Source organism: Gillisia sp. CAL575, assembly GCF_000403785.1.
GTDB lineage: Bacteria > Bacteroidota > Bacteroidia > Flavobacteriales > Flavobacteriaceae > Gillisia.
The window spans coordinates 1-14,955 of the sequence record NZ_APHJ01000021.1 but is presented as its reverse complement, the minus strand read 5'-3'; the positions used below and the strand labels follow the sequence as shown (position 1 = coordinate 14,955).

At 36.0% G+C, this 14,955-nt stretch carries 15 protein-coding genes and 1 pseudogene; 11 read left to right on the top strand and 5 right to left on the bottom strand.

Annotated features, from left to right (window positions below):
• Window positions 1–74: 74 nt before the first annotated feature.
• From I130_RS02920 to I130_RS16970, 5 genes and pseudogenes are all read left to right on the top strand, one after another.
• Window positions 75–2,600 carry a heavy metal translocating P-type ATPase gene (locus I130_RS02920; protein WP_034919152.1) on the top strand — a complete coding sequence of 842 codons (2,526 nt, stop codon included), beginning with the start codon at window positions 75–77 and terminating at the stop codon, window positions 2,598–2,600.
• A 46-nt stretch (window positions 2,601–2,646) separates the two neighbouring features.
• On the top strand, window positions 2,647–3,081 hold the full coding sequence (locus I130_RS02915; RefSeq protein WP_034919148.1) for a Fur family transcriptional regulator: 435 nt from the start codon (window positions 2,647–2,649) through the stop codon (window positions 3,079–3,081).
• Between the two features lie 201 nt (window positions 3,082–3,282).
• On the top strand, window positions 3,283–4,599 hold the full coding sequence (locus I130_RS02910; RefSeq protein WP_034919143.1) for an APC family permease: 1,317 nt from the start codon (window positions 3,283–3,285) through the stop codon (window positions 4,597–4,599).
• Between the two features lie 10 nt (window positions 4,600–4,609).
• Window positions 4,610–4,786 carry a hypothetical protein gene (locus tag I130_RS16680; protein WP_183075444.1) on the top strand — a complete coding sequence of 59 codons (177 nt, stop codon included), beginning with the start codon at window positions 4,610–4,612 and terminating at the stop codon, window positions 4,784–4,786.
• Between the two features lie 23 nt (window positions 4,787–4,809).
• Window positions 4,810–5,169 (top strand): annotated as a pseudogene (locus I130_RS16970) (STAS/SEC14 domain-containing protein).
• Window positions 5,170–5,532: 363 nt separating this feature from the next.
• On the opposite strand, the gene arsB reads toward I130_RS16970, so the two are convergent.
• From arsB to I130_RS02890, 3 genes are read right to left on the bottom strand one after another with little or no spacing between them, the layout of a single operon-like run.
• Window positions 5,533–6,579, bottom strand: coding sequence for an ACR3 family arsenite efflux transporter (arsB, locus tag I130_RS02900; RefSeq protein WP_034919140.1), 1,047 nt, complete (start codon window positions 6,577–6,579; stop codon window positions 5,533–5,535).
• Between the two features lie 4 nt (window positions 6,580–6,583).
• Window positions 6,584–7,216, bottom strand: coding sequence for a low molecular weight phosphatase family protein (locus I130_RS02895; RefSeq protein WP_034919137.1), 633 nt, complete (start codon window positions 7,214–7,216; stop codon window positions 6,584–6,586).
• 49 nt (window positions 7,217–7,265) lie between these two features.
• Complete coding sequence (locus tag I130_RS02890; RefSeq protein WP_034919134.1) at window positions 7,266–7,598, bottom strand: ArsR/SmtB family transcription factor; 333 nt, start codon at window positions 7,596–7,598, stop codon at window positions 7,266–7,268.
• A 538-nt stretch (window positions 7,599–8,136) separates the two neighbouring features.
• On the opposite strand from I130_RS02890, the gene I130_RS02885 reads away from it, so the two are divergent.
• The 6 genes from I130_RS02885 (at window position 8,137) to I130_RS16410 (ending at window position 12,770) form a co-directional block, all read left to right on the top strand.
• Window positions 8,137–9,345 carry a primase-helicase family protein gene (locus tag I130_RS02885; protein WP_034919131.1) on the top strand — a complete coding sequence of 403 codons (1,209 nt, stop codon included), beginning with the start codon at window positions 8,137–8,139 and terminating at the stop codon, window positions 9,343–9,345.
• A gap of 342 nt (window positions 9,346–9,687) precedes the next feature.
• Window positions 9,688–10,578 (top strand): toprim domain-containing protein, encoded by an 891-nt coding sequence (locus tag I130_RS02880; protein ID WP_051119597.1) that lies wholly within the window; start codon window positions 9,688–9,690, stop codon window positions 10,576–10,578.
• A 103-nt stretch (window positions 10,579–10,681) separates the two neighbouring features.
• A complete protein-coding gene (gene mbpA, locus I130_RS02875) occupies window positions 10,682–10,978 on the top strand; it encodes a mobilization protein MbpA (protein WP_034920447.1) in 297 nt (98 codons plus the stop codon).
• Window positions 10,975–11,841 (top strand): relaxase/mobilization nuclease domain-containing protein, encoded by an 867-nt coding sequence (locus tag I130_RS02870; protein ID WP_034919128.1) that lies wholly within the window; start codon window positions 10,975–10,977, stop codon window positions 11,839–11,841. The genes mbpA and I130_RS02870 overlap by 4 nt, the downstream gene beginning before the upstream one ends.
• 12 nt (window positions 11,842–11,853) lie before the next feature.
• Entirely contained in the window at window positions 11,854–12,321 is a 468-nt protein-coding gene (locus tag I130_RS02865) for a DUF6730 family protein (RefSeq protein ID WP_034919125.1), read from the top strand.
• 287 nt (window positions 12,322–12,608) lie between these two features.
• On the top strand, window positions 12,609–12,770 hold the full coding sequence (locus I130_RS16410) for a LytTR family transcriptional regulator DNA-binding domain-containing protein (protein ID WP_262489271.1): 162 nt from the start codon (window positions 12,609–12,611) through the stop codon (window positions 12,768–12,770).
• A 186-nt stretch (window positions 12,771–12,956) separates the two neighbouring features.
• On the opposite strand, the gene I130_RS02860 is transcribed toward I130_RS16410, so the two are convergent.
• Both I130_RS02860 and I130_RS02855 read right to left on the bottom strand, forming a co-directional pair.
• Window positions 12,957–14,288, bottom strand: coding sequence for a site-specific integrase (locus I130_RS02860; protein ID WP_034919122.1), 1,332 nt, complete (start codon window positions 14,286–14,288; stop codon window positions 12,957–12,959).
• A gap of 315 nt (window positions 14,289–14,603) precedes the next feature.
• Window positions 14,604–14,955: transposase (locus tag I130_RS02855; protein WP_034919119.1), on the bottom strand; the 352-nt coding region annotated here is incomplete at its 5' end.

Below are 14,955 nucleotides of genomic sequence, written 5' to 3'. Positions count from 1 at the left end.
AATTGCACAACTTATCCTAAGGAAAGAATGATTCTTAGAAGAATACGGTATGAATTAAAAATAACTTGATCAAAATGGAAAAACTAAAAATTGAAATACCAGTCATACTTCCCCAAGTGCCCAATGAAAAGGACACTTGCGTGGAAAGACTTATTAGTAAATTGGAGGAGAAAGATGGTATCGAAAAGGTACATATTGCCGATGAAAAAGCAGACGCTACACCTCAGCTTTGTTTTCATTATGATCCGGATGTTATCTCTATAGATCGTATTCAATCTATGGCAGAACAAACAGGTGCAAAAATCACTGAAAAGTATGGTCATCTACTTATAGAAGTGAAGGGAATTAGGCATACACGTCAAGCACGAACCATTGAAAAGAATCTTTTGGGAATTAAGGGGGTTTTGGAAGCCTCGGTTAATGCTGCGGGTATGATACGTCTGGAATACAACAAAAAGGAAACAAGTTTTGACCATATCTCCGAAAGACTCAAAAAGGATACTCTCAAAATTAAAAAGAGCTCGTCTGCTGACGAAAATGGTTTTAACAGAAGACAGCCCATTGACAACTCTAAAGACAGAGAACAAACTGGGGATGCAAATCACAAACACAAAGAAGGAGAAAGTCACGGCGCCGGCGAAGAGCATTCCCACGAACACGGGGGGATTTTCGGAAAGAACACCGAGCTTATTTTTTCCATTATCTGCGGTGCGCTTCTCGGAATAGGTTTTGGGCTCTCGTATGTGGATTCCATCCCAGATTGGGTCAGCCTCTCCCTGTATATAGGAGCGTATTTCTTTGGAGGCTACTTTACGGCCAAAGAAGCCATTGAAACAGTGGCAAAAGGGGGCTTTGAGATTGACTTTTTAATGTTGGTCGCCGCTATTGGAGCCGCCATTTTGGGTGAATGGGCTGAAGGTGCGCTTTTATTGTTTCTTTTTAGTTTGGGACACGCACTTGAACATTATGCAATGAACAAGGCCAGAAAATCCATTGCGGCACTTGCCGATCTCGCACCAAAAACGGCCTTGTTGAAAAAGGGTGGCAAGACCGAAGAAGTGGGGATTGAAAAATTGAGTATTGGTGATATTATTGTTGTCAAACCCAATAGCAAAATATCTGCCGATGGTGTTGTGGTAAATGGAAAAAGTAGTGTCAACCAAGCCCCAATTACAGGAGAAAGCGTGCCAGTGGATAAATTTCCCGTAGAAGACACAAGCAAGGAGTATTCTCAGGATGATGAGATTAAAGATGAAAACCGTGTTTTTGCTGGAACTATCAACGGTAATAACACGCTTGAAGTAAAAGTCATCAAGGAAGCAAAAGATTCTACCCTGTCGCGATTGGTCAAACTGGTCAACGAGGCACAAACACAAAAATCCCCGACTCAGTTGCTTACCGATAAGTTTGAAAAGTACTTTGTGCCTTCTGTACTTATCCTCGTAGGTATTTTACTTTTTGCTTTTTTGGTGATCGATGAGCCATTTAGTGCAAGCTTCTACAGGGCTATGGCAGTATTGGTTGCTGCAAGTCCTTGTGCACTGGCAATTTCCACACCGAGTGCTGTTTTGAGCGGCGTAGCACGAGCGGCAAAGGGTGGAGTGCTTATCAAAGGAGGTAGGCCTTTGGAGGATTTAGGAGAATTGACGGCTTTGGCATTTGACAAAACCGGCACCCTAACTGAAGGGAAACCTAAACTTACTCAGATAGTAGCTTTAGGTAATTTGAGCGAAGAAGAGCTTCTAAAAATAGCAGTTGCAGTAGAAAGCCTAAGTGACCATCCTCTGGCAAAAGCAGTGGTTCGAGATGGGAAGGAGATCCTTAATGGAAAGGAAATACCCGAAGCTTCCAACTTAGAAGCTGTTTTGGGAAAAGGTATTAAAGCATCCTTAGGAAAGGATGAAATATATGTTGGAAATCTCGATCTGTATCAAGATCTAGATGATAACAAACCTTCTGATAATATAACGGGGAAGGTAAGAGAACTTGAAGGTGGCGGTAACACAACCATGCTTATAAGAAAAAATAAAGAGTTTATAGGAATCATCGCCCTAATGGACACCCCTCGTGAGTCAGCAAAAGCTACTTTAATCAAATTGAAAGAGCTAGGTATTAAACGGATGATAATGCTAACCGGAGACAACCAAAAAGTAGCCGATGCAGTAGCGAAAGAAATTGGGTTGACCGATGCCTGGGGTAGTTTATTGCCCGAAGAAAAGGTAGAGGCTATCAAAAAATTAAAAGAACAGGAATCCAAAGTTGCTATGATAGGAGATGGAGTAAACGATGCCCCTGCAATGGCAAACAGTACTGTGGGAATCGCAATGGGAGCAGCGGGCAGCGATGTCGCTCTCGAAACTGCGGACATTGCGCTGATGGCAGACAAATTGGAAACTTTGCCCTTTGCCATTGGGTTGAGCAGAAAAGCAAAGGCAATCATAAAGCAAAATCTTTGGGTAAGCCTTGGTATTGTGTCCCTGCTTATTCCAGCTACTATATTCGGTTGGGCCAATATCGGTATTGCCGTTGTAATACATGAAGGTTCAACCCTACTGGTAGTATTCAATGCATTACGGCTCTTAGCTTATAAAAAATCATAGTTATATAATGGCAATTGAAGTGTTTATTTTTTGAAACCCAGGAAGAATGACAAAGATTGAAAAAGTATTATTAACCAAAGAAATACGGCCCACAGAAATGAGGTTGAAGATTTACAAATACCTCAAAAGGAAAACCTATGCCCTAACCTTGAATGAAATGCAAAAGGTCTTTGTCATCAAGAGCGAAAAAAATAAAACAGCTAATAAAACCACATTTTATAGGGCGATAAAGCTTTTTGAGGAAAAGCGTATGGTGCATCAAATCGACGATGGAACAGCCATTGCGAAATATGCAGTTTCTGATGAAAACACCACGGGTAAATACGGTACAGATTTACATATGCACTTTCATTGTACCGATTGTAGGAAAACGATCTGTTTGCCTAATAAAATATCAAAGGAAAGCTTACCGGATAGCTATAAAACTACTGATGTGAATCTGGTATTGAAAGGGATATGTAAAAAATGCATAAGAAAATGAATTTTTTGGTAGTGGTAGTAATTATGTGTCTGGCCGCAGGTACGGCATTTCTTGCTATTATTGCCGGCCTCCCTGTGATAAATATTTTACGAGAGTATTAGATTTTTTAAAAGAAGAAGCTGTGAATTTTGGGAAAGTAAAATTTGAAATGAAGAATAGAAATTTAAGTTAGTCTGAAATGAATATTAAATAGGAATTATTATGTCAGAATTAAAAAAATCTTTGGGAACTCTTCGGTTGACCTTTTACGGTGTAGGTACTATCGTGGGAGCTGGAATTTATACGGTTATAGGGGCTGCAGCAGGACAGGCAGGTACCGACCTATGGTTGAGTTTCATATTCGCAGCCATTGCTGCAAGTGTTTCGGCAATGTCTTATGCCGAATTATCCTCTACCTACCCCAATGCTGGAGCGGAATTCATATTTGTAAGAAAAGCTTTTCCAAAGGTGGATATACCCTCATTTCTCACTGGGTGGACAATTGCTTTTCATAGCTCGGCTACAATTGCAGCAGTACTGTTGGCTTTTGCAGGATATTTCAATACATTTTTTAGTGTACCCGCTCTTTTGATTAGTTATGGAATTTTAATATTGCTCTCCTTGGTAAGTATTACTGGCATTAAAAAATCATCTACCGCAAATATTATTATGGTCAGCATTCAACTGTTGGGATTGTTACTTTTGATAGTGTTTGGACTTATGGAAACTGGCCCACCCAAGGCAGAGTTTTTTAAAGTAGAATCAATTTCTGGAACTTTGGCGGCTACGGCAACATTATTCTTTATATATACAGGTTTTGAACATATGGCAGCCTTGGGTTCGGAAGTTAAAAATCCTGGAAAGACAATTCCTCGTGCTTTTTTACTAACTATGGTTATTACCACAATCATTTACTTGTTTATTGCATTTACGGTTTTAAATATCGCAGATCCTTCTGCTTTGGCAGGAGTGGATTCGCCATTATCACTTGCGGCATCTAACTTAAACAGTTGGTTGCCTATCGTATTAGCAATTGCTGCACTTTTTGCCACAGCCAATGCTGCCTTTAGTGGTATTATTTCCATAAGCAGGTTGCTTTTTGGAATGGCAAGTGTTGGAGAGCTACCAAAGTTTATGACCAAAACAAATGCCCAAAAGGTTCCTTGGGTTACAACCCTCGTGGTTATGGCCTCAGTTGCTGGGTTTTTACTCCTGGGCGATATTAAAATTGTAGCAGGTATGTCCTCTTTAGGTGCTTTGCTTGTATTTGTAGCCGTGAATATTGCACTTATTGTACTACGGTTTAAATCACCTAAGCAAGAACGACCTTTTAAAGTTCCTTTAGCTATAGGAAGAGTGCCTATTTTACCCATTTTGGCGATACTCATAAGTCTATCCTTAATAATTCAATTCAATTGGCAAGTATATGCGGCATTTGCAGTTGCCATAATCGTGGGTATTGTACTGGATTATTTTTTGGATAAAAAATCAAAGGAAAACATAGATCCTGAAAAGGAAAAGGAATTGTTCAATCATTAAACAAAAATATATGGATTGGATGTTCGAAGATTTTAAGACCGACCTTGATTCTCTTGACTCACGAGTTAAAGAAAAGGCACTGGAAATTGCCAGGAAATTAGTTAATGAGAAGAATTACTCAGAGAAAAAAGCTATCGCAGAAGCGATTGTAATGGCTGAAGAATGGTTTTACGATTTAGAAGGATAATAATTAATTAAAAACTATATGAAATGTTACAAATAATCGAGTTAAAAGAAAAAAATATTGTTGCCACAAAAGCTTCGGGCAAATTGAGAAAAGAAGACATAGAAAAAATCCATCCACTTATTCACGCTATACTGGACAAGGGAATGAAGGTTCGTTGGTATTTTGAAATGGACAATTTTACTGGTTGAGACTTGCCTGGTTTATGGGAAGACCTCAAAATGGATACGGCCCACGCCAGAGACTATGAAAAAATAGCAATGGTAGGAAACAAGCAATGGCAGGATTGGATAACCCAATTTATGAAGCCTTTTACCAACGCCGAAATTAAGTACTTCAATATAGACCAAAAGGAAGAGGCCAAAAGTTGGATTGAGTGCCAGTAAGCTTATTTCCGTAAAAGGTAAACGATGAATAAAATATATATTTTTATTACCATGTGGCGATGAGTTTATTGTGTATTTCGAAATCTTTAGAGGTAAGTAGCTGAATATAAACTATATAAAATTTAGTATTCAGAAAGTTTGACAAATTTGTTCACCCCTAATAGTGATAGTAGCAACGGCACCTTGTAGGCTTTGTTGTTTGTTAGTTGCAGTCTAAAATAGCACTTTTCACCAGAATGCCGCTATTTGCGCGTAACCGATGTTACCCACTGGCTTTTTTTTGTTTTCAGCGTTAGCAATGACATACTCTTTTGCAATTTTTGGTGTAGCGTTGGCTGGTGTGAATTACGAATGTGTATGGCTTTAAGCGTTGGCTATTCCGTAATACTTTTTCCGCAACCAAAAGGAAACTCGAACCAATAAAATCAATGCAGGAACTTCAACTAAAGGACCAATTACTCCTGCAAATGCTTGTCCCGAATTCAATCCGAAGACTGCAATAGCAACTGCAATAGCTAATTCAAAATTATTTCCTGCTGCTGTAAAAGCCACTGCTGCTGTTTTATCATATTCTGCTCCTGTTGCTCTTGTAATGAAAAATCCAATGATAAACATTAAGCTAAAATAGATGAGTAAAGGAACCGCAATAATCAGAACGTCCATTGGGATTTCCACAATTAATTCTCCTTTCAGCGAGAACATAACCACTATTGTAAATAATAAGGCAATTAATGTCATAGGCGAAATTGTCGGAATGAATTTTTGTGTGTACCATTTTTCGCCTTTTAGTTTTACCAAAATTAGTCTGCTCAATATTCCCATCACAAATGGAATCCCTAAATAAATTGCTACGCTTTCTGCAATTGTTCCAATGGAAATATCTACAATAGCACCATCAAAACCAAAATAGGGAGGAAGAACCGTTATAAAAATCCACGCATAAAAACTGTAGGCAAACACTTGAAAAATACTATTTAAAGCAACCAAACCAGCTCCATATTCACTACTTCCTTCTGCGAGGTCATTCCACACTAAAACCATTGCAATACAGCGTGCTAAACCAATTAAAATTAATCCGACCATATATTCGGGATAATCACGTAAAAATGTAATTGCTAAAACAAACATTAAAACGGGACCAATTATCCAATTTAAAATAAGCGAAATAGAAAGGATTTTTGTATTTCTAAAAACCTTTGGCAACAAAGCATAACTGACTTTTGCTAAAGGTGGATACATCATTAAAATCAAACCGATTGCAATCGGAATATTTGTTGTTCCGTTACTAAATGAGTTTATAATATTAGGGAATGTTGGTATAAAATATCCAAGTCCAACTCCAATAGCCATTGCAACAAATATCCATAATGTTAGATTTCTATCAAGAAAACTTAATTTTTTTGTCGCCATTTTTTTATGAGTTTATTTGAGAGAAAACGTATAATAATTCGGTTGCAATTTGCAAACTTCTTTCATTGTATTTTTCTGCTTGTTTTGGCATGTTGTCAAATGCTTTTGGGTCATCAAAAGTTATTGGAATACGTTTTTCGGCACCTGCAATAAATGGACAACCACCATCAGCTTGTGAGCAAGTCATAATTGCGGCAAATTCGGACTTTGGGTTAAAATCGTCATCTAATTTTTTTGAAAATCCAACAATAGGATGTTCATTATCAGCATATTTAATACTGTAAATAGGGTTGCTACCTTCTGAAATTGTTTTGACTTCAAAGCCTGACTTATGCAAAGTTTCTGCAACTATTAGAAAAAGTGCTGTTGCCTCTGTACCACCTGAATAACAAAAAACATTTTTAATATTAAAATAGTAAGCCATAGTTTGTGCCCAAACTTGTGATAAATGGCTTCTTCGTGAATTGTGAGTACAGATAAAATTAATTCGAATTTCCTGACCACTTGAAACTTTTGACTGAATAAAATCAGTTAGCGGTTGTAAAACTGCTTTACGTTCATCTGAAATTATTTCGGGTTTTAAATTCTTGATTAGATTTTCTATTTCTTTAAACAGCTCTGTTTTGGTTGTTATCATATTAATTATTTGTTTATTGCGATTATACGATTAATCGATTCAAATTTTTTTAACAGCAATCTTCTTTTTCAGTTAGGTCTTGATTAAGAAATTCGGACATTACAGTTTTCATTGCTGTCCAATTTTCTTTATGAATGCAGTAACAAACACTTGTTCCCTCCACATTTCCTTTTATTAAACCTAAATGTTTAAGTTCCTTTAGGTGTTGAGAAATTGTAGGTTGAGCCAATCCAATTTCGTTCACTAAATCTCCACAAACACAAGAGTCAGTTTTAAACAAATGTTGTAAAATAGAAACTCTCGCTGGATGCCCAAAAACTTTTGCAAAAAGAGCAATTTCATTTTGTTGGTCGGTAAACATTTCTGTTTTGGCTAAACCCATTTTATTTATTATTTAATTGCAATATTACGTTTAATATTTAAGTCTTCAAGATTATTTTAGAGCCTTGGCTGGTTCGAATTGTAACTGTGTATGGCTTTAAGCTGTTTTGTTTTTAAAATAAATCCATGTGAAGAAGATAATTTATAAGTTCAGATACATGCGTATCATATTAAATAGATTGCTTTAAAATATAGTAGGGACTCATTAATATAAATGTATTTTTTCAAGTGAATCCTTCTCGAATGCTAGCTTATTTTTCAATCATTACACTCTTTCTACCGTTTTTATATATATCTCCAGAAACAACAAAAAATTAAATTCAACCAATTGATATCATTTGATGTGTTAAAATTTGTAAATAGTTCTTATTTGATATTAAACTACACTATTCTTAATCAAATTTAATTATTTATAAATAATATTCAATTAAAACTGATTTTAACTATCTTTAATTGATGAATTGTCAGAACGGTTTTACTTTTCAATAAATAAATGTGATTTTAAAGAATCGTTTTAGGTTGACATCATCCTAGCTGAGATGCAAAATGAAAATTCATATATACGCGTAGGGGTCAGTTATTACAAAATAGTTGAAGCACCCACCATTGCCGGACAGGTAAATGAACTTCTGGTTTCTTGGAATATTGAAACCATTCGCCAAGACCATGGAAAAACATTTCTAGCCAGTATTCCAAAATTCGATGGCTTTACTTGTATTCCAAATCATCTAAATTTTCAATCCACTTATAACAACTTTTACAATACTTACTCCCCACTAAGTCATAGGATCACTGAGGGAATTTGTCCTAAATCTTTAGAGTTTGTAAAACATATTTTTGGAGATCACTATGAACTAGGTTTGGATTATCTCCAACTCCTATATACCAAACCAATTCAAATACTACCTATTCTTTGTCTGGTATCCCGGGAACGCTCCACTGGTAAAAGCACTTTTTTGAAATGGCTCAAGCAAATCTTTGAAAACAACCTGACCTACCTTACCAATGATAGCTTTAGCAGTCAGTTCAATGCCGATTGGGCGAATAAATTGCTGATCTGTATCGATGAAGTCCTGTTCAATAAAGAAGAGCTCACGGAACGCATAAAGTATTTAAGCACGACCAACTACAACAAACTGGAGAAAAAGGGAGTGGACAAGCGAGAAGTAGAATTCTTTGGGAAGTTCATCCTTTGCAGTAACAACGAAGAGAACTTTATAAAAATAGATCATCATGAAACACGATTCTGGGTGTTGAAAGTTCCTTCGGTTAAAAAGGAACACACTGGATTCTTAGAATGCCTAGAAAAGGAAATTCCAGCCTTTCTCTATTTTCTTCAAAATCGAAACTTACATAGTCCCCATCAAACCCGAATGTGGTTTACACCCAAACAAATTGAAACCCCGGCCCTAACCAAACTGGTTCAGAACAATCGAAACAGGGTGGAGAAGGAGCTAGCCAGTATTCTTCTGATGGTGATGGAAAATCACGATCTCGAAGAAATCAAGTGCTGTCCCTTGGATGTTTTAAATGCTTTGAGCAAAACAAGGTTGCGGACAGATTTAACCCAGATCCGGAAAATTTTAAAGAAAGACTGGAAGCTTGAAAGTAGTCCGAACTCGAACCGCTATCAAAAGTTTACGCTCTGGGGAGATGGCAGCACAAATCTTTCAGATGGCAAAGGACGCTATTTCACTATAAATAAAAAGTTCCTCCTGGAGCATTTTGAAGATCAAAACTCAGATTGAATCCGAGAAATAAAAAGGAAAATGATGATTTGATGACAAAATGATGACACGGAAACCCTTGATTTTAGAGGGGGTTCGGGGCGCTGTCATCATTTCATCAAAATCAAAGCTGTTTTTGGAGTAAACACTTTTAAATTCTTTCTTTTTTTGATGATTTGATGACAGAATACTCTAAGACCAGTGATAGTAAGAGATACAGCTGTCATCAAACTGTCATCAAAGTGTCATCAAAAATAAAATGATGACAAATAATTAAAGAAGAAGGAGCCTAACAAATAAGCACAATTCCACTCAAAAAAAATGCTACTGAAAGAAAAAATATAAATGATAAAATAAGAGACTATGAGTTCAAAAAGAATAACCTGCGAAAGAGCCCGAAATCTTTCCATCGTAAAAACGCTGGCCAGCTTCGGGCACTTTCCGAGCAGGGCAACGGAGAAAGAAGCCTGGTTTCTGAGTCCCCTTCGGTCAGAAACGCAGGCCTCTTTCAAAGTTTCTTTGGTTTTGAACAAATGGTATGACCATGGAACAGGAAGGGGCGGAAATGGGCTGGATTTGATCGTAGCTATTAAAAAGTGTTCGGTTAAAGAAGCACTAGAATTATTAAGTAAAGAAAAGGACTTCTTTTTTTTTCAGCAGCCCATTTTAAAAAAGGAAAATCCTCCGACAATTGAAGTTATGGAAGCGAAACCCATCCAACATTTGGCTTTAAAACAATATTTAAAGGCTAGAATGATTTCGATAAAAACAGCGCAACTATACTGCAAGGAAGTTACCTACCAAATAAAGGATAAGTCATATTTCTCCATCGGTCTTCAGAATCACAAAGATGGTTGGGAACTTCGGAATAAATATTTTAAGATCTGTAGTTCCCCAAAGAGTTATACTTATTTAAAAAACAATGCAGATCGTTTGATAATTATGGAGGGCATGTTTGATTTGTTATCCATGGCTGAGTTATATCCAAATCAACTAGAAAGCTCCGATGTGATTGTTCTAAACTCGCTCTCTTTTTTAGAACCAATGTCGGAATTGTTTGAAAATTATAAGGATGTTGATTTGTATTTGGATCGTGATGAGTCGGGAAGAATCCATTCTAAAGAAGTAACTAATCGATATATCCATGTGGAAGATAAAAGCGAATGCTATATCAGTTATAAAGATTTGAATGAGCAACTGATCTCAATTAGAAAAGAAAAAGAATTGACTAACAAAATTAAAAAAATCCGGTGAACGCCCAAAGGGAGAATTTCATTTGGAGAAGCAAAGCAAGATGTGTCATTGTCATGACAATCTTGCTTTGCTCCCGGAGGTTGCAAAGATTTTAAAAGAAAAGATGAAACGGGAATACATCCAGATACGCTGCTCGATCTACGAGAAAAAGTTGCTCAAAAAAAGAGCGGCCAGGGCTGGAATTTCCCTTTCTGAATATCTGCGTGCTACGGCATTCAAAATAAATATGGTGGAGCGAATTACTCAAGAACAGTTAGAATCTTATCAACTCTTGATTCAATACAAAAACAACTTCAGCCGGATCAGCAATATGTTTAAAAAGGGGAATCCAAGACTTGCCAAAGAAGTACAAGAATTAGCGGAAGAAATTAGATCCCATTTAAAAAACTTCAAGAAATGATTGGCAAGGGACATTCTATAGCAAGAACTGGAGCCTCTATTGGATACGGATGGAACCAAGAAAAGGATGCGGAAGTAGTACTGAAGGAATATCTGGCCGGGGATACGCCGGAAGAGATCACCGAAGAGTTTAAGATCATCCAGTCTCAAAATGAGCGATGTATTAATAACACCCTCAGTTTTATACTAAGTCCCACCATTGAAGATGGAAAAAACTTAAGCGTAAAAGACTTGGAAGAAATTTCTAAAAAGTTTTTAAAGGAGATGAGCCTGCAAAACAACCAGTCAATAGGATTTGTTCACAGAGATAAAGAACATACTCACGTTCATATATATACCAATCGGATTGGCTTTGATGGAAAGGCATACAATGATAGTTTCATTGGAAAACGAAGTCAGCTAGCTGCCGACAACGTAGCAAAAGAGTTAGGCCTTACCAGAGTGCGGGAAGTGCAACAAGAAAAACTACAGGAACTAAATCCGCAGCGATTTGTAATAAAACAGATCAATGATCGAGTTCTGGAAGCCAGACCGAAATCACTTGATGAATATATTAATAAAATGAAAGCACATCAGGTAACAGTGATTCCTTGCATCAATAAATCCAATCAGTTGCAAGGCTTTCGGTTTGAATATAAGGGAGTGAATTTGAAGGGAAGTGAGGTACACCGATCTATGACTGGAGGTAAACTCATTGGAGAGATTACACAAAATTCAGGAATATCAAGAATGAAAGAAGTGCCAAACAGTTTAAAACTAATGGATAAAACAGTTCAACTAAGCGGTAATATGGCAGCAAGTATTGCCAAAGGCTTAGTGAAACAAGTAATTAAAAAAAGCCTAGATGTGGGAATAGGATTTTAAAGTATTAAAAAGATGAAAAAGCTAGACGAAATTATGGAGCTCATGACCGATGAGATGGAGGACTTTAAGGTTGCTATATTAAAACTTGAACAGCTTTCAAAGCAGCTATGCGACTTGAGTATCCCAATTGGCACCGAAGCCTTGGATAAGAATTTGAATAGTTTCTTAGAGAAACAGAAGCAAGAAAATAGTCTAAAAGATGAAGTTCTCAAGAATATAGATAAGAAGTTAAAACACGCACGGATCATTCCGAATTATCTACTGATCCTAGTTTGTTCACTGGGCATAATTTCATTAAGTCTCTTGGGTTATTTTGGATATTCCTTAATTGCAAGGCAAAACGATAAGTTTGAACTTTATCAAATTTTCACGGAAACCAACAATGAAAAATATCAAGAATATTTATTAAAAAACCCGGAGATTGAAGATGATTTTATTCAGTGGTTGGAAGAGAAAAATAAGCATTGTCATGACAATTGACCTTGACGCAAATTATCCTAATTTTACAGTAATTGGATTGGAAACCCCAGTAAAAGCGTCATTTTTTACTGTAACTAATGCGTCATAAGTAGTTTGCGCCCTATGCTGTTTTTATTTACGCTTAACTTCCCGTACGCTATAAAAACAGCACAGGATCCACGCGCAAGTTAGTTATGGTAGATATGGGGCTTAAATTTTTAAGTAGCTGTTATTTGGCTTTTCTCACAATAATAATAAATGAATATTAATCAAATTCATAAGATAAATATGTCCAATAGCTAAAATAACTGGATCGAACTCTACCCAATAATTTTATGCGGGTACATAAATCATCTATCATAAATAAGAATAAGTTAACTGGCTTAAAAAGACGGGATCTTCTGCTTTCTGAACTTAGAATCCCGGTAAGTGATTCTTATTATGATCTTGTGAAAAAAGAATTGTTATAATCCATCAAGAGCCTATTTTTAATAAATTTTTTACCTCCTCAAATATGTGCTTCCCAAACAATGGTCTTAAAGGAAAAGGTATATCACAATCAAATAATGTCTAACTAACAACTTACCTCTATAACTGATTATGGATGAAATTCATTGAAGCTATTAATTCAAAAGACAGATCAGATTTATCCATTTTTAGAAATTTATTACACTGTCCAAAGCATCGTCGGCATCCTTATGGATAAAATTTGCTTGATAATTTAAAGTAGTTTTTAAGTCACTATGTCGATAAAGTTTTTGAAGCATTAGTGGATGGATACGATCTCCTGCAATATTTCCGAAACTATGGCGTGCAATATGATTTGAAAGATTTTTATCGATGTTACACTCTGTGGCGATGCGCTTCAAGTACTTATTAAATAGTTTGGTTGCATTTCTAGTTTTTTTAAATACCTCTTCATTATTATTTATCTCTGCAGTGCTAAGAAAAGGAAATACATAACCATTATTTTCAGCTTTAAGATTTTTATACTGGTTCAATATTGTAATTGCTTTACTAGGTGTTTTCAAACTAACGGGCTTTTCATTTTTGTGCATTATATAAAGGAGTCTATCGTCTTTAAAGTCTGACCATCTTAATTGGACAGCATCGGAAATTCTAATGCCTGCAAAGTAAAACGCAATTAGCCACACGTTTTTGGTATGCCAAATGGAAGTATTTGGTTCTAATTTTAAGAATTCTATTTTTTCGATTTCATTGGAAGTAAGACCAATTTTATGACTGGAACCAATACGAATCTTTTCTTTTTCTCCACCAAAAGGGTAGTACTTTGAATCAACAACTCCAATTTGGATCGCTTTGTTAAATATAGTACGAATGAAGATAAGTTGATTGGTAACCGTACGTGTTTTTTGTCCAAGAAAGACTAAACAGAAGTCCTTGAAATTGTCGATGAAAGACTCATTGATATCTTGAAACTTTAAGGACTTATTTTTTTTGAATTCCTCTACGGAATCCAAAAATGAATGTTCGCCTTTTCGTCCTTTACTTATTCGCTTTTTTCTACGCTCCTTTATTTCTCGAATACTAACTACTTTTTCCTTCGCCGCGTTTAAATTTAAAAATTCTTCTAGGTTGTAAAGAATTGATAATTCTGATTTTGTTACGGAAAATGTGCCACGCTCATATTTGTTTTTTATTCTATCTGAAGCAACAGCAAAAAACGATTTAGAACCTCCTGCACCCTTCAGTTTTTGCTTGACTTGTTTTGTCGTGAGTTCTTTCTTGGAATCGAAATAAATATCATTAGCTTCAGTAAGTTTTTTCAATAGGAAATTATTTAGCTTCTTTGAATTGGGGTGTGTTCTTTTTGCTTTACCAGCATTTTTGTCCCAGTCTTTTTCAAGTACATATTGACCAAGCCACTTATAATTGGTTTTATAGTTTTCACTTATACGAATAGCAAGTGGGATCGTATTATCTTTTCGTATCATATTTTTTCTCAAAACAATTTTTATACTTGCCATAATAAATTACTTTAATATATAAAAGTAATCAAATTAAAAATTACCTAGTACAGAATAAGTACAGAATAATTTGATTTTAGATGTATTTATTTGATATCATATAAAATTAGAAGTCTTATAAACAGTTGGTTTTAAAGGTGATTGTGTTAATTCGTGTACTCACATATTCAAGCTCATAACCCGAAGGTCACTGGTTCGAGTCCAGTTCCCGCTACTAGGAAAACCCTTTCAGGAAACTGAGAGGGTTTTTTCGTTTCTACTGGTTACAACATAGGTACAACATGGATCAAGTCTAAAACTTGTGGGATTTTAGAATTAAGCAATAATTGTTGTAAGCCTATAGAGGAAAAAATCTATGTTTCTAACGCCTCTGAATTGCGCTCTAAAAGCTTTTATTTTTGCATTGAATGATTCTGCTGAAGCATTTGTGCTTCGGTTGTCGAAGTAGTTAAGGATGTTCTTGTAATGTATTGACATTGTTCTAGCAATTGTATTGAAGCTATTAAATGCTGCCTGCCTTACCTTTTCGTCCCACTTTGCTAATCTTATAAGTGCCGTGGTTTTATCCCTTGTTTTGTTGAATATCCAAGATAGGTTTTGGCACAATTTGTAAGCTTTTTCCAGGTCAGGATAAAGTTGAAAAAGGATCTCCGCTCTTATCGATTGG